Annotated in this window: 12 protein-coding genes and 2 pseudogenes; 11 read left to right on the top strand and 3 right to left on the bottom strand. The window is 51.4% G+C overall.

What is annotated here, in order from left to right; genetic code table 11:
- The first annotated feature begins 40 nt into the window (after nt 1-40).
- The 6 genes from rfbC (at nt 41) to AC0C6X_RS17390 (ending at nt 8,333) form a co-directional block, all read left to right on the top strand.
- Complete coding sequence (rfbC, locus tag AC0C6X_RS17415) at nt 41-613, top strand: dTDP-4-dehydrorhamnose 3,5-epimerase (RefSeq protein ID WP_472954310.1); 573 nt, start codon at nt 41-43, stop codon at nt 611-613.
- A gap of 13 nt (nt 614-626) precedes the next feature.
- Nucleotides 627-1,682 (top strand): dTDP-glucose 4,6-dehydratase, encoded by a 1,056-nt coding sequence (gene rfbB / locus AC0C6X_RS17410; RefSeq protein ID WP_472954307.1) that lies wholly within the window; start codon nt 627-629, stop codon nt 1,680-1,682.
- The gene (gene rfbD / locus AC0C6X_RS17405; protein WP_472954305.1) at nt 1,679-2,563 is read left to right on the top strand and encodes a dTDP-4-dehydrorhamnose reductase; all 885 of its coding nucleotides are present in this window, start codon (nt 1,679-1,681) and stop codon (nt 2,561-2,563) included. The genes rfbB and rfbD overlap by 4 nt, the downstream gene beginning before the upstream one ends.
- Nucleotides 2,564-2,597: 34 nt before the next feature.
- Nucleotides 2,598-3,482 carry a glucose-1-phosphate thymidylyltransferase RfbA gene (rfbA, locus tag AC0C6X_RS17400; RefSeq protein WP_472954302.1) on the top strand — a complete coding sequence of 295 codons (885 nt, stop codon included), beginning with the start codon at nt 2,598-2,600 and terminating at the stop codon, nt 3,480-3,482.
- Nucleotides 3,483-3,949: 467 nt separating this feature from the next.
- Nucleotides 3,950-7,354: a glycosyltransferase gene (locus tag AC0C6X_RS17395; RefSeq protein WP_472954300.1), complete on the top strand. Its 3,405-nt coding sequence runs from the start codon at nt 3,950-3,952 to the stop codon at nt 7,352-7,354.
- 43 nt (nt 7,355-7,397) lie between these two features.
- Nucleotides 7,398-8,333 carry an NAD-dependent epimerase/dehydratase family protein gene (locus AC0C6X_RS17390; RefSeq protein ID WP_472954298.1) on the top strand — a complete coding sequence of 312 codons (936 nt, stop codon included), beginning with the start codon at nt 7,398-7,400 and terminating at the stop codon, nt 8,331-8,333.
- A gap of 6 nt (nt 8,334-8,339) precedes the next feature.
- Here AC0C6X_RS17390 and AC0C6X_RS17385 read toward each other — a convergent pair whose 3' ends face one another.
- The 3 genes from AC0C6X_RS17385 to AC0C6X_RS17375 all read right to left on the bottom strand — a co-directional run bounded on the left by AC0C6X_RS17385 (nt 8,340) and on the right by AC0C6X_RS17375 (nt 11,250).
- On the bottom strand, nt 8,340-9,170 hold the full coding sequence (locus AC0C6X_RS17385; RefSeq protein WP_472954295.1) for a hypothetical protein: 831 nt from the start codon (nt 9,168-9,170) through the stop codon (nt 8,340-8,342).
- 240 nt (nt 9,171-9,410) lie between these two features.
- Nucleotides 9,411-10,607 carry a hypothetical protein gene (locus AC0C6X_RS17380; protein ID WP_472954292.1) on the bottom strand — a complete coding sequence of 399 codons (1,197 nt, stop codon included), beginning with the start codon at nt 10,605-10,607 and terminating at the stop codon, nt 9,411-9,413.
- Nucleotide 10,608: 1 nt separating this feature from the next.
- Complete coding sequence (locus AC0C6X_RS17375) at nt 10,609-11,250, bottom strand: class I SAM-dependent methyltransferase (RefSeq protein WP_472954290.1); 642 nt, start codon at nt 11,248-11,250, stop codon at nt 10,609-10,611.
- A 220-nt stretch (nt 11,251-11,470) separates the two neighbouring features.
- On the opposite strand from AC0C6X_RS17375, the pseudogene AC0C6X_RS17370 reads away from it, so the two are divergent.
- From AC0C6X_RS17370 to AC0C6X_RS17350, 5 genes and pseudogenes are all read left to right on the top strand, one after another.
- Nucleotides 11,471-11,655 (top strand): annotated as a pseudogene (locus tag AC0C6X_RS17370) (IS3 family transposase); the annotation flags it as partial.
- Nucleotides 11,656-11,784: 129 nt separating this feature from the next.
- Nucleotides 11,785-12,325, top strand: a pseudogene (locus tag AC0C6X_RS17365) (UPF0149 family protein).
- Nucleotides 12,326-12,544: 219 nt separating this feature from the next.
- The gene (locus AC0C6X_RS17360; protein ID WP_472954288.1) at nt 12,545-14,356 is read left to right on the top strand and encodes a glycosyltransferase; all 1,812 of its coding nucleotides are present in this window, start codon (nt 12,545-12,547) and stop codon (nt 14,354-14,356) included.
- Nucleotides 14,334-15,176 (top strand): ABC transporter permease, encoded by an 843-nt coding sequence (locus AC0C6X_RS17355; RefSeq protein WP_472954286.1) that lies wholly within the window; start codon nt 14,334-14,336, stop codon nt 15,174-15,176. The genes AC0C6X_RS17360 and AC0C6X_RS17355 overlap by 23 nt, the downstream gene beginning before the upstream one ends.
- Nucleotides 15,173-15,826, top strand: a complete 654-nt coding sequence (locus AC0C6X_RS17350; protein ID WP_472954284.1) for an ABC transporter ATP-binding protein — start codon at nt 15,173-15,175, stop codon at nt 15,824-15,826. Before AC0C6X_RS17355 ends, AC0C6X_RS17350 begins: the two co-directional genes overlap by 4 nt.
- The last annotated feature ends 12 nt before the right edge of the window (nt 15,827-15,838 follow it).

The raw sequence follows: 15,838 nt of genomic DNA, 5'->3' as shown, positions 1-15,838 counted from the left end.
TTCGGCCCAATGTGTCGATCGATGCAATTAGGATATAGATATGGCTTCTAAAGTTGTGTTGCTTAGTTCCAAGCGATTTTGCGACGAACGGGGTTGGTTTGCCGAGGTTTACAACGAGGAGATTTTCGCCGGTCTTGGCATTGCCGACCGGTTCGTTCAAGACAATCACTCGCTTTCTATTCCAATTGGAACGTTGAGGGGGCTGCACTTCCAGACTCCACCTTTCGAACAAGCCAAGCTCGTTCGGTGTATACGTGGCCGGATTTTTGACGTTGCTGTCGATATACGTCGATCTTCCCCGACGTTTGGGCGATGGGTCGGTGCCGAGCTTTCGTCTGAGAACGGTAAGCAACTTTACATCCCGGTGGGCTTTGCGCACGGCTTCGTCACGCTCGAACCCTCGACCGAAGTAACTTACAAGGTGTCCAGTCTGTACTCTCCGGAAAACGATGGTGGTATCCTCTGGAGTGACCCACAGATCGGGATCGACTGGCCTCTGCCTCGCGATATCGAGCCAATATTAAGCCCAAAAGACGGGCGCCAGCCGTTGCTGAATGATTTCGATAGCCCCTTCGTTTACGACGGTATCCCGCTCGAACTAGTTGAACTTTGAAAAAGGATTGTTCATGCGCATTCTCGTTACCGGCGGTGCCGGGTTCATCGGTTCGGCCTTAGTTAGGCACCTGATTGAGAATACCGAACATGATGTGTTGAATTTCGATAAGCTCACCTACGCCGGTACTCTGACCTCTCTGTCGTCAATTGCATCGTCGTCCAGATATAGATTTAAGCAGGGCGATATTTGTGATGAGCGCGCTGTGGCTGCTATCATTGAAAGTTTCCAGCCACAGGTTGTCACGCATCTGGCAGCAGAGTCGCACGTCGACCGATCCATCGACGGACCAGGCGCATTCATCCAGACGAACGTAGTAGGCACCTACACGATGCTGGCTGCGAGCGCAGGTTATTGGCGGAAGCTGCCTGCCGATCGTCGAGAAGAGTTCCGCTTTCATCATATTTCGACCGATGAAGTTTTTGGTTCGCTCGGTGAGACCGGCTATTTCACTGAATCGACACCTTATGATCCCCGGTCCCCCTATTCGGCCTCTAAAGCGGGCTCGGACCATCTTGTCTCCGCTTGGGGGCACACATTCGGTCTGCCGGTGCTGATCACGAATTGCTCGAACAACTACGGGCCCTACCACTTCCCGGAGAAACTCATTCCCCTGATGATCGTAAAGGCGCTCGCGGGCGAACCACTCCCCGTCTACGGAAGTGGTGCAAACGTTCGCGATTGGCTGTATGTGGAGGATCATGTTCGCGCACTTCAATATGTGTTCGAAAAAGGCGTTGTGGGCCAGACTTACAACATCGGCGGCAATTCCGAGCGCCGGAACATCGACGTTGTGAACACCGTCTGCACGATTTTGGATCGATTGCAACCGCGGGAGGATGGGCAGTCCTACAGCAAACAAATCACCCACGTAGCCGATCGACCGGGCCACGATCAGCGCTATGCCATCGACGCCACTAAGATCCGAAACGAACTTGGCTGGCAACCGGTTGAGACGTTCGAGAGTGGGATCGAGAAGACTGTCTCCTGGTACTTGAACAACCGCGAGTGGTGGTCGGCACTACTTCAGCGTAATCAAGCTGGGAAGCGGCAGGGGTTGGGTGCATGACGACGCGGCGGATTCTAGTCACCGGTGGGACTGGGCAGGTCGGAACCGAGCTACTCCGCAGTCGGTGGCCAAGCGACGTGGAGCTTGTCGCGCCTAAAAGAGGTGAACTCGATCTGTCGGATGCGGATGCGGTGGCCCAATATGCTGATTCAGGCGGATTTAGCATAATAGTAAATCTGGGCGCCTATACCGGGGTGGACAGCGCTGAGAACGATGTCTTGCAAGCTTGGAAGGTAAATGCTCTGGCGCCGGCAGCTCTAGCTGCTATTAGTCACAAGCAATCGGTCCCGATCATCCATGTATCGACTGATTACGTTTTCGACGGATCCAAATCGGAGATTTATGTTGAAGACGATTGTTTGTCCCCCCAAGGCGTTTATGGAGCGTCGAAAGCTGGCGGGGAGCAAGCAATAAGAACCGGCAATGCGAAGCACATTATTCTGCGGACCGCTTGGGTGTTCAGCGCGCATGGCAGCAACTTTGTCAAGACGATGTTGAACCTTGCGACACAGAGGCCAACAATTAAAGTAGTTAGTGATCAACGAGGCTGCCCCACTTGTGCGGCAGACCTCGCAGAGGGTCTCTCTCGGGTCATAAATAAAGTCCTCGAGGAAGATTTCGAGGCTTTTGGAACTTACAATTTTGTTAACTCGGGGGAGGCGACGTGGTTCACCTTCGCCGAAGAGATATTCCGCCAAGCGCCGACGCATGGCCATGCGTCGGCGCTAGTTGAACCGATACCAACCACAGACTATCCGACCGCCGCTCGTCGGCCGGCAAACTCTCGCCTTTCGAATGAAAAGTTTTCAAATACATTTGGAACTGTCCCGCGGCACTGGCAGGAAGCGCTCAGGGATGTCTTGGTTGCGTTGTCGAAATGAACAGCGAAATTTAACCCCATAGAGGAGTTTCGTTTTGAAAGGCATTATTCTTGCAGGTGGATCGGGCTCCCGACTTTACCCGGCGACACTCGCGGTAAATAAGCAGCTCGTCCCTGTTTACGACAAGCCGATGATATATTACCCATTGTCCGTTTTGATGCAGGCGAAGATAAAAGATATACTTGTTATTTCGTCTCCGGAGTATATGGACAGTTATCGACGGCTGTTTGGCGACGGTTCGCGGTGGGGAGTGAGCATTGAGTATGCTATCCAAGACCAACCGCACGGGCTAGCGCAGGCTTTCACCATAGGGAAGGGCTTTATCGGAGGCGATAGGGTCGCTCTCGTGCTTGGGGATAACATTTTTTTTGGCGCCGGATTGCTAAACCTTCTGAGGCGAGCGAGGAGCCGCAGTGAGGGCGCGACAGTGTTTGCGTATGAAGTGGATGATCCGGAGCGCTATGGTGTGGTCGAACTCGATACAGAAGGCCGAGCATTGAGCTTAGAAGAGAAGCCAGCACGACCAAGATCGAAGTTTGCTGTAACCGGATTGTATTTCTACGATAACAAGGTAGTCGAGTACGCGGAAGAGCTAAAGCCATCCCAGCGTGGTGAGTACGAGATTACGGATCTTAACAAAATTTATCTCGACCGCAACGAGCTCTTTGTGGAGCGAATGTCTCGCGGGTATGCGTGGCTGGACACGGGAACGCATGACAGCTTGCTGGAGGCTGCAGAATTTGTGCGAACTATACAACATCGCCAGGGCACTAATATAGCGTGCATCGAAGAGATCGCATATCTCAATGGCTTTATCTCCAAAGAGCAACTCGTCGAAAACGCAAAGCCGTACTTGAAGACTGCTTACGGTCGATATTTGATGAAGGTGTCCGAAGACCTGATCCCTGATACCGAATAATCACAGTCGCGACTACTCTTCACGGGCCAACTTACGCGCGGCTCTTTACCCATGAGGGTTGATTTTCGCTGAGGCGTCGGCAGCTTTTTTGCTTAAACCGCGCGTTTCGTTTTTTTATTGGCGTCGCGTAGAGGTTCCGCTCTGTCGCACAAGAGGTGCAGGTCATGAAGACCGCAATACTGTATTCTTCGAGATTTTGGTTACCACGAGGAAATTCAAATTTGCTTTTTAATAGGAGCTGGTACGCAAGTCAAAAGCGCGATGGCGCACAGACCGCTACCAAGAGTGACTACCTGAAGGACGGGTGGCGAAAGGGGCTGTCACCTCACCCTCTGTTCGCTACGGCGTTCTACCTTGATCAGAGGCCCGACGTCGTATCTCACGGAATGGAGCCCTTCAAGCACTTCGCAAAGTTCGGTTGGCGGGAGAGAACAAATCCACATCCGTTGGTAGATGTGGAGTACTATTTGTCGCAGAAACCTAATCTGGGAAGCCTCGATCCGCTCACACACTATGCAAAGTTCGGCTGGAAGTGTGGGCTTCAGATATCTCGCAGTTTCGATACTAGATGGTACCTGCTGCAGAACCCGGATGTAGCGAAGGCCGGAATTGAACCGCTGACGCATTACATCCGGTGGGGGCACCAAGAGGGACGATTGCCAATGCCGCTTTCCGACGAAGGGGCTGGCAGCGCACATGGCCCAGGTGATCTCGAATCTGCAAGCGAGTTGAACAAATCATCGGGAAAAGATCAGGGCCACGGAATGCTATTCAATTTCGGCAAATGGTTTAGTGCTAGCGAACCAAAAATAAAACCAGAGAAATTGGGGCACGTAGCAAGGGACTGGGCGACTGTTGTTGCGCAGAACGTCGAAGTGTTTCGCAGTCATCGAGAGCGGGGCCCATTCTCCAACGCTGGGGGGCTGCCCTACGAAGGCTTGCTTTTGTCGGCTAAGCTCGCGAGCATTGGCAGCGATCCGTCGTTTAACCAACGCTGGATTGAACAGATTGGACATGCGACATCTGGTATAGGCGCCAGCTACGTTGAGATATTTGCTTCGCTTGGCTTGAATCCGGAATTTGGTCAAGTCGAGTCCCCGCCGACCGGAACTCCTATATTAGACAATTACAACGCAATGCGTACTGACGCGTTGAACAGGTTCAGGTTTGATCCGGGTATTGCATCATCGGAGTTCGAAGGTCCGACCTTTAGCGTCCTGATGCCTGTTTATAGGACTCCCCTTGTGTACCTGGAGCGCGCCATCGCATCAGTTCTGGGGCAAACCTACGCGAATTGGCAGCTGGTCATAGTAGATGATTGTTCCGAGAAAGCGGAGCTAACAGCGCTCCTCGCTTATTACGAGCAACTCGACAGGCGCATCAAGTGTATTTCACTACCGAATAATAGTGGCATCGCTGTCGCCACAAACACTGCACTAAATGCCGCAAACGGCGAATACATAGTGCTGTTGGATCACGATGACATGATGACGTGCGATGCCCTGCAGTGCCTTGCGCGTGAAGTGATTGAAGATGGCACGCTGGACCTAATCTACTCCGACGAATGCAAGATTGATGAGCATAATATAGTTGTTGACATATTCTCAAAGCCGGATTGGAGTCCATTTCTCCTTTTGAATTGCATGTACACAGGCCATCTGTCGGCATACAAACGTGAGCTAGTAACGCGTTTGGGTGGGTTCGACAGCCGCTTCGACTTATCTCAAGATTACGATCTCGCCCTAAGAGTCGCTGAACAAAAGCCGAATGTGAAGCATATTGAACGAGTGCTCTACGGCTGGCGCATGATCGAAGGGTCTGCCGCAATAGGCGGAAAACCGACTGCGCGAAGGACCAATATTGCAGCGCTTCAAGCCGCGATGGATCGTCGCAACTACAACGGGACAGCTCTCGCGTTGCCGATGGCAAACCGCGCAAAACGTTCGTTCCCAGATGCCGCGAGTCTTGTTTCGTTGGTGGTGCCATCTGACAATGTGGCCCACATCAGGGACACCATTTCGTCAGTACTCAAGAAGACGGCTTACGAAAACTTTGAAATATTAGTGGTTACGAACTCCGAAGTCGTTCAGTTGCTGGAACGAACGGTAACAAACCCTCGTATTCGCTTCGTCAGGTACGATCATCAATACAACTTCTCGGCGAAATGCAATGCGGGGGCTGCCAACGCCCGTGGCGAATACGTCATCTTCTTTAATGATGACGTAAGGGTCATCTCTGCAGATTGGGTTGAAAGCCTGCTTGAATACCTGACGCTTCCCACAGTAGGGGTCGTAGGTCCGAAGCTCCTTTACGAGGACGGACGGATTCAGCATGCCGGAATGCTTACCGGCGTCAGACGGTTGATCGGAACAGCGTTTCACACGTTCCCGTCGATGACACCTGCGCATTTTAATTTCGGGCAGAGCGTCCGTGAAGTATCTGTGATCTGTGGGGCATGCTTGGCTATGCCGCTTTCAGTCTTCAATGAGATTGGCGGCTTTGACGAAGTTAACGCTCCCATTGCCCATTCCGATGTAGATCTGTGCTTCCGCGTTCGCGATCGCGGCTATAATTGCATCTACACCCCCCACGCCGAGCTGACGCATATTGGCCACCTTTCGATCGGCAAAACAAAGAAAAAGAAAGAATTTAAGAAAGATAAGGCTGATATTTATCTAATGAAGCGCTGGGGGAATTTGTGCGCTAGAGATCCATTTTTTACGCCATCAATGCGAGATATTCTGTATGTAGATTCGCAGGAGCCCTTCTCTTATCACCCGGCCGCGCCGAGAACTGAGAACTACCAAAGTGATGTGCTAATTTTCTCACACGACCTAAGCGGCAGTGGCGCTCCGAAAATTGTCCTGGATATGGCGAGAGTTCTCATCGAAGCCGGCAATTTTGTGCTCGTGATATCACCAGAAGACGGCCCCATGAGAGAAAGGTTGCATCGGGTAGGTGCGCACGTGATTGTCGACCCGCTTGCGCTCACGCGAAACGCTAATGTAACCGACCTCGGTAAAAACTTTGACGTCGTAATAGCGAACACGGCGGTATGTTGGCCCATAGTTTCTCAGTTCGCCAAATATTCGCCGGTTTATTGGTACTTTCACGAGACGGAACTAGTTCGACATTTGGCTGAGTCAAAGCCCAAATTCAAGGATGCGCTCTTAGACGCCACGGAGATCTGGTGTGGCTCTGACGCTTCCGGCCAGTACATTCGTAAGCTCGGTATTCAGGATTACAAGATCCTTCCATACGGAGTTGAAGCGCCGCCCCTGTCCGAGGCTGTCGCTTCGACTAGTAAGACGTTCGTGGTATCGGTATTGGCCACGATCGAGCCGCGAAAAGGGCAAGATCTCGCGATTCAGGGCTACTTGGCGTTGCCGGCGGACGTACGGCAGAAATGTAAGCTAAGGCTCGCAGGTAGGGTGAACTCTGAAGGCTTCTATCAGGCGCTAGTCGATTTTGCCAAGGGACATGAAGATATAGAAATAGAGGAAGCCCTCGACTTCGACACCTATCTGACCAGGTTGAGGGAGACAGATGTCGTGATTTGTCCGTCTCGTGACGACACATTACCGCTAGTATCCCTTAACGCGTTGGCGGAAGGAAAGGTATTAGTCTGCAGCCGGGAAACCGGAACGTCGGGTTTCATCGTTGACGGGGTATCTGGGTTCGTTCTGAAAGAAAATCATCCCGATGTAATCTGCGAAGTGCTTGCTGATATCATTCGCAAGTCCGATCGGTTGCCGGACGTCGGCCGTGAAGCAGTGCTGGTGTATGAGCACAATTTCACAGAGCTTGGATTCAAAAAGCGCTTACTTTCGGCGTTAGGTACCGTCGGTGCTCAAGGCGGTCAGGCATGTTGAGCCCGACCAATTTGGTTGGACGAAGGTTGGAGCCTTTTGAAAAATGAATCTACGCGGATTGCATTTTCTCATATTTGGCGGTGGGGGCTTTATTGGAGGGCACGTTGTCGCTCAGTTGTTGCAGCATGGGGCGAAAGTACGAGTATTCGATCGGACGCCCTCACAGATTGAGCATCCTAATCTCGAATGGACAGTAGGGTCAGTCGATCGAAGTGAATTGCTGTTGCCGTTGACAAAAGGCGTCGATTTTGCGGCTTACTTAGTCGCGGGGGGCGTGCCGGCTGATGGCGCGCAAGTTGAGTCGCAGCTGCACGAGAACATCTCATTGCCGATCGGATTGGCCAGGGCTTGCGCGGCAAATGGTGTGAAGAGATTTGTCTTCGCATCGTCCGGAGGAACGGTTTATGGCGTGGATTCGAATGCGCCTATTAGAGAGAACCATCCATGTTGGCCGAAAAATGCTTATGGCGTTTCCAAGCTTGCATGTGAGCACTACCTTCGGCTACTAGGTGACACGGGTGATATGGCAACAATTTCCCTCCGCATCTCGAATCCTTACGGCGAACGCCAGATAGCGCGGGGCGGGCAAGGGTTCATTGCTGCGGCTATGGAACACGTTATTGCGGAACGTCCGTTGGTGATTTGGGGCGATGGAAGCGCAGTACGCGACTTTATCTATGTTGGGGATGTGGCCAAGGCAGTAATTTTGGCGTGTCTTTACCAGGGCGCCGAACCGGTGATGAATGTGGGGTCCGGGGTCGGTATTTCGCTCGTTGGTGTCTTAGACGAAATGGACAAATCGCTTGGAATTAGGCCAGAGGTTCTATTCGAGTCGCAACGGAGAGTTGATGTTCAGATGAATGTGCTGGATACTCGCCTTGCAACTGAGTTGCTCGGATGGCGGCCAGCTGTTACCCTGTCCCAGGGCTTAAGCATGACATATGCGTGGTGGAAAACTCGCGCCGCACACAGGGTTTAGTTCCAGTCAGTTGTTGATCATTCTCGCGATTAAGTCAAAGTAGCGAGGAACAGTCCTTGTCACCAACAGCAAGTCCGCCGCTTTCGCGCCACCCCTGGTAAGTCTGTCATTCAGTTCCATAAAGCCAAGCGTACTGGATTTGATTGAACGCAACCGTAATCCGTCGATTTCCCAAATCTCACAATTTCGTCCCAACCAGATAAGCGCGTCAATTGAGTTGGAGTAGGTGTCGATGATCTCGGGACAATACTGAAATTGAATTACGCAGGGCAACGAATTGATCGCGTCGCGAAGCCCTTCGATCACAGCAACATCAGCACCTGCGGCATCAATTCTTACCACTGCGCCAGCGTGGCATTGATCTCGGATGACGCCGTCGAGTGTATGAGAAGTTAGATTCACCGCTGACGTCCAAATGTTGCCCGTTGAGCCAAAATGTTGCTCCTCGTCAGGAATTACGCCTCTGACAGGCGAGATTACTCCTGCGAGCTTGTTTATTTCAATCGAGCGAACCAATAAATCGTAGCTCGGTCCGGTTTCGAATGCAAACAAACGGTTACCGATGCCACACCGCTGTTGAAAAATGGCTTCGGCTATCACGCCCATCCCAATATTAGAACCGACATCGTAGTAGTTGAAAGCAACGCCGTTACGTGCGAAATGCAATGCTGCGAGACTGAGCAAGCCCAAGCCTTTCACTTGGTGCCAGGCTTCGCCCGGATCGATCTCGCCCGCGTGCCAAGATGATTCAAACGATACACCAGATACAAGCCGCGCTCTTGGATCCTGCATTGCGTGAGCAAAAGCGCTATCGTGAGTATTGTAGCAAAGATACATACCCGCTATCGCGATTACTCCTGTGTTACTATCGTCTAACGTCACACTCCCACCCCACTGCGGAACATTTGTCCACTTGCGACTAAACACATTTGAAGGGCAACTCAAACAGACCCATGGAAGTCATCCACATCTGAGAGTCTGAGAGGAACCACGCAAGGGACGCTCTCGCTCCTCATCTTAACGCTACAGCCGGTCGATCGCATACATTGGGGCGGGTCGGCCTTCGGGTCCTCGGCGTTAATAAAAGGCCGCTCTTCTGCCTTCACGTCTACCGAAGCGAACGAAATGTAGAACAGGGTTCATTCCGGAATTCACTAAGTCAGCATTCTTCTTCAAATAGTACTCACTGTTAAAACCAGCTTTGAGGAGCCTTTGACATTCGAGTCGCGCGGCAAGATGCGATGCTATTGGCCACCCACCGTCTATCAAAAATCCTATAAAAGTGTTTGGTGACGCAATGAGATTTTCGAACCGGAGCTGCAATCCTTCAGCCACCAGGGTCAGCTGGTTTAATCGCTTCAGCAACAGTCCTTCTCTAACGGTGCTTTGGAGATAACTTTGCATCACACGCTCGCCATGCAATTCGGCAGCTTCGATCTGTTTGTAAGCTAAATCAAGCGCATTAGTTAGTTGATCATTGGCTTGGGCGAGGACGTCTTTCTGGGCAGCGGTCTCCGCCAGTTGTTTGCGCAACTCTTCGCATTCGGCATCAAGATCGGAGATCGTTGCTTCCGCAACAAAGGTTTCATTTAGTAAATGATCCCTGCCAACTGAAAGACGCTCACATTCGCTTGATAAGATTTTGTTCTCGTGTTCAAGTGCCGCGTTATCTGCGAGCAGTGAGCGAATTGGACCGTCTGGTGTGACCAGTAGCGGTTGATAATTGTACAGAGCAATCTTGTACTCGCCTTTTTCCTTTGATTTTCTCTCCCGCCAGTCATCACCGTAGAGAAACTGGCAGCATTTATCAGGCTTGGCGGGTAGGCGAATGTCCACGCCAAAAAACTTGGTCGTCACCAACGGGAACAGCATACTCTTATCGATGCGAAGATGCTCTTTCTCTGTATGCGGATTCCCAAGGAAGTTCCATCGGTCCAAGATAAATTGCCAGTCATCATTGTCTTCATACAAGTAAAAATCGACGTAAGTACTTACGTCGCGGATCTCTCTTTGCGCTTGCAAGAAGTATGGCGTGTGGTTCGGATAAGATCCTTCATCAAGCGTAAATCCGAGCTCACGCATTAACCTAATGATCGTAGTTCGATGCGACATGTTGACATAAAAATCGACATCGTCATCATGGCTCAATATGTCGCCTTCACGCGTCAATCCGAGAAGAGTTCCGAAGAAGGGAAATGCGCCCAGGTCCTTTATGACTGCATAGACCTGCAGCAAATTTTCTCGATTAGATTCCTGGCTGACCGTCGCAAGCATCTCAAATCCGCCCAGAAAACACCATTCGCGCGATCATTGGATCTTCGTCGCCGTAGGGCGCTAGTCCCCTACCTACGCGCAAGTGCAGCGAATTCATACCGCGCTCAAGACATTTATTCATTAAGGTTGTTGGCGAGATAAACCTCCGGAAATGATCTTTCTCAACTTTGCTTAGCTCCGCATCCGCAACGGTGCGAAACTCAATGCAAAGTAATGCCCCACTGCCTAGAAGAGCCATTGCGGAATCAAGAAACCAGTCCTCAACCTCCTCTACAACGGCATGAAGGAAGAACCTCGAATAGATAATCGATTCGCTGACGCGAAAATCCATGCCGAGGTCAAGAGTATTGAAATAATCTTTTGATACGGTGGCCTCGTTGAACGTGCACGAGCCATTCATTTGAGCCGCCCGCGACTTACAAACTTTGATTGCAGACTCGCTTGCGTCTATACCAACAACGGTCTTACCCTCTGTGGCGAAAAAGATGGAATCTCTCCCATCTCCGCATCCGACATCCAAGATACATTTTCGCTCTGGATACGTTTTTAACACGAATTTTGCGAACAAACTTGGATCTGTCTTCGGATAGGCGTTTTTGTAGTACTCTTCCCAATACTCGCCGATGCCTGCTGAGTTTTCCAATTTAGAACCTATCTGTAACCTAAATGTCGCTATGTGCGCCATGTATCGGATATTGTTGGATGCCGCCATCGGAAATCTGAACTGGAGACCCTTCGTTCCGGGAAATCCCCATAGGAGTCTGGCAAGACTGATCCCTGCCCTCCCACCTCAATACAGTCAAGGGAACGGCCGGGGCCGAATGTGCTTCGAAGCTAGCCGCCGGAACTCGGATCGTCGGCCGGTGGCCGACTCATTGTCGCACGATGTCCCGGTGCTCGATCCGCGTCACAGCTATTGCGCCGAAAATGTAGTGCAGACATTGGGGCGGGTATGCCGGCAGGTTGGTTATCCGAGATGACGAGGTTGGTTCAGGGCACGGAATTCGTCTTGCGAGATTTCGGCTTTTGGGCTTATGTCAAGGGCGTGCCAGGTCCGCGCCGATGTGCTGAGACACATTATCTCGGGCAAAGTAACGGCCAGCGATATGGAAAACCTCCAGCCGTGAAACTGGAAGGCTGTCCGCGAGGCGATGCCAGGGCAGGAGCCACGGGCGGCATGAAGCACAACAGCCAGGGGATGACGACCGCACGACCGAATCTGGATGATGAGGGGTTCGAGGCGTTTATCGGGGGACGTCCCCCGGCATCGCCAATTTGGTCAATCAGCGGTCTTGATGGTTATCGTACGACCCTCATCATCGGTCCGAGTACGACTGACCCAAATGGATGCCGGAACTGACCGGTCGGATGCGGTGGAACCTGCCGATGGTGACAGAACAGTCGCGGAGTAGAGCCGCATCTCGGCGAGCCTTTTCCGAAAGACCGAAAGACCACCGGCTCAGGTTCACCAGGATCGGTGATCAGACCTTTGATCGGTTCGACTGGGACCTCTGCCGTTTGTTAGTTTTGCAGGATACGCGCCGAGGCTTTGCCAGCCGGTGCTTCGAGGCCGTTCCGGACTGGCGATATCATCGCGCCCAATCCGCAAACTCGGCGAGACACTGAAAGCAACCCGCCAGGAGGCTGCTGACGTCGCCGAAGCACTCGTCAGGATCGTAGCCTATTTTATGCCTACGCGGGTAAAGCGAAAGTTCTGAAGGAAAGTGCTATTGCGATCCGTCAACGTCGAAAACGGTAATGAATTACACGGAAACGGTAGGCTTTTCGTCGCGCTCACGACGACGGCATGGAGAGACTGAACAAATGCTCTCGTGTGCCCGCAAGCCCAACCCAGAAATGGAACGAGCTCTCGACAGCTTTATCGAAACGAAATTTTTGCGGGCTTGCGATCGGCGGAAAAAAATGAAAGGTCATCCATGTTGATTAGACAACCGATCGGCGCCACAGAAGCACAGCAATCCAGTATGTATTCGACAAGACTAAAAGGGCGACTACGTTCGCTGTACCTCAAAATGAGTGGTGGGCTCAAATATACCCGGTGGCTCCGTGAACACGAAAAAGAAATTACTGAGTACGGAGGTTCCGCTGATATCAAGGTGTCCATTTTGATACCAGTTTATAATACGAAGCCGAGGTTTCTCCGCGACTGCATAGAGAGCGTGCTCAATCAGTCATATAGTAATATCGAGGTGTGTATAGCAAACGACTGTTCCACAAAAAAAAACACTTTAGAAGTACTGGCTTGGGCCTGCCTTGACAGTAGGGTTAAAATTGCAAATCGTGAAGTTAACGGACATATATCTGCCGCGACCAATTCGGCGCTTGAGCTTGCGACGGGTGATTGGGTTGCCATGTTGGATCACGATGATCTGCTCCACAAACATGCGATCAGCGAAATTGCTGCCGCAATACGAAACCATCCAAAGGCTGAGTTGATCTACAGCGACGAGGACAAAATCACGGCCAACGGAAGGCGTTTTTCGCCATTCTTCAAGCCGGACTTTTCCCTGGATCTTCTTCGGTCACAGAATTACATCAATCACCTTACGGCTTACCGTGCGAGCACGATCAGGGCTCTCTCGGGTTGGCGAACTGGATTTGAGGGAAGCCAAGATTATGATCTAAATCTCAGGCTTGTCGAAAGCCTCAGATCTGATCAGGTCGTTCATGTGCCTAAGGTACTCTACCATTGGCGTGCGGTTGTGGGCTCTGTGGCGCGGGGCGGAGATCAAAAGCCTTACGCATTGCTGTCGGCGAAAAGAGCCCTGTCTGAGCACGCAATGCGCGTGGGCCTCGACGCGATTGTAGAGCGAGTAGCGAAGACACAGTTCTTCCGAGTGAGCCCTGTACTCCCTCCAGCCGCTTCAATAAGTGTCATATTGTCGCTGCGGCCCACAGCGCAGAATATTTCTGAGAAGGTCCAGCGGTTCCTCAATTCGCTGGATGGTCCAGTGATCGAGTTGATTGTCCTTCACGAACCGACTGCCAATGAGAGCATTTCAAAACTGCTTGACCAACTCGATCACGGCGACGCTTTATCGATATCGTGTATCGCGGTCACCGGCAATTGGCCAACCGCTGTAAACACAGCCGCCAATAGGGCGGCGGGCTCAATCCTCTGCTTCGTATCCGGTACGTTGCAGCCGGCTAAGAGGTCGTGGATTGGACAATTGTCAGCGATGGCGCTACAAGACGGCGTGGGATGCGTCGGTGTCAAGTTAATCGAAAGCGACTCTACGGTGCATAGCGCGGGAATTGTTATTGGAGTAGGGGGCTCGGCTGCCTTAGCTTACGCGAATTTTCCCGCCGATAACTCCGGTTACTTTTCACGACTCAAGGTGAGGCACAACGTCTCTGCGGTGAGTTCTAGTTGCATGGTGACGCTGCGTGAAGCTTTCCTACAGAGCGGTGCATTCAATGAAGAGTTGGAGATGGGTATGCTTAACGATATCGATCTCGGACTGAGAATGAGGCTTTCAGGCAGGAGGCACGTCATTTGCCCTGACGTTGTGCTCCTCAACTCAAATGATACGTCTCCGCAGAGGTTCGATGTCGCCCACGAAAAAGACGTATATCTACGCGATTACGCTCGTTTGAGGCGGGCATGGGGCAACGCTATTTTACGAGATCCCTACTACTCCGTAAATCACAACTCGGGTGTGGCCGACTTTAGGTTGGTGCGTAGGATTCCTGGATCACCTGACATTGTCCAAAAGCCGTCAAACTGAGCATGGTGATCTCAAGCGCATGGACGATACTCGCGGCCGTATTTCAGTAGGCGACTTGGTGCTGGGCAGATTGGGTGTGATCTACGCCCTAATATTGCGAGATATGCGTACCAGGTTTGGACGATCTCATGTGAGCTACTTGATTGCAATCGCGTGGCCATTCACACATTTGATCGTTCTGGTTTCAATCATGGCGTTCGTGAATCGGTTAGCTCCAATTGGTGGCGATCCGGTCGTGTTTGTTACAAGCGGAGCGCTCGCATACATTCTCTGTTTGTATCCGGCTCGCGCAATGGGGATGGCGCTCGACATGAATCGCCCGCTGTTTCTGTTTCCAGTCGTGCGACCGTTTGACGTAATCGTAGCTAGAGCTACGATCGAATTCATCACCTCATTCATAGTGATAATCCTTAGTTTTTTGACGGCTTTGCTTGCTGGCGTCGACCTCGTTCCGCTTGATGAGTTTATTTTTGCTTCTGGTGTGATTGCAATTATTTTTTTCTCGCTTTCACTTGGAATTCTAAACGTCGTAATGTCATCAATTTTTCGAATGTGGAACCTCGCATTTATGTTCATTATGCTTATTCTATACGCAACGTCCGGAATATTTATTCTTCCCTCAAGCCTTCCTCCTGGGGTGAGAGAGATGATGTGGTATAATCCTTTGTTGCACGCGATCGAATGGATGCGCTCAGCTTACTACGATGGCTACGGCGACGATATGCTTTCGAAGCTTTACTTCTTAGCGATGGGGACCGGTTGCCTTTTGTTGGGACTTTTAGGCGAAAGATATTTGCGGGGAAAGCTGTTAACAGGATGATTAAGCTTAACAACGTATTTAAGTTCTTTCGCACGAAAGGTGGTGCAAAGATTATTCTCGACCATGTGTCGATGGATTTCCGGGCTGGGATTTCATATGGAATATTGGGGATCAATGGTGCTGGAAAATCTACAACGATGCGGATGTTAGCCGGAACCGAGTTGCCTAACGCGGGAGCGATAACACGTTCTGCCAGAGTGTCATGGCCGCTTGGGTTTTCAGGCGGTCTCCATCCAGCAATGACGGGTCGTGAAAACGTTCAGTTTGTTGCGCGAATATATGGACAGAATCCGGCGCGCGCCATTGAGTTTGTAGAAGATTTTGCGGAGATCGGTTCTTACATGGACGAACCGTACTTCAAATACTCGTCCGGGATGGCGCAGAGATTGGCGTTCGGGCTGTCAATGGCAATCGACTTCGAGTGCTACTTGATTGACGAGGTCACTGCTGTGGGGGATTCACGATTTCAGCAACGATGCCACGACGAGTTCGCGAAGCGGCGCGACCACGCAGACGTGATTATGATTTCGCATTCGATGGAAACAATTCGGACCTATTGCAGTCGCGCGGTTGTACTAGCTCACGGTGTCATGCACGAGTTCTCTGATGTCGATGATGCCGTAGAATTGTACAACAAGCTTAATCAATAGAAAGTCTTTAGT

Source organism: Ensifer sp. VA4 (genome assembly GCF_055710065.1).
Note: the sequence above shows the minus strand (reverse complement) of the source record. Positions and strands in the feature narration are given on the sequence as shown.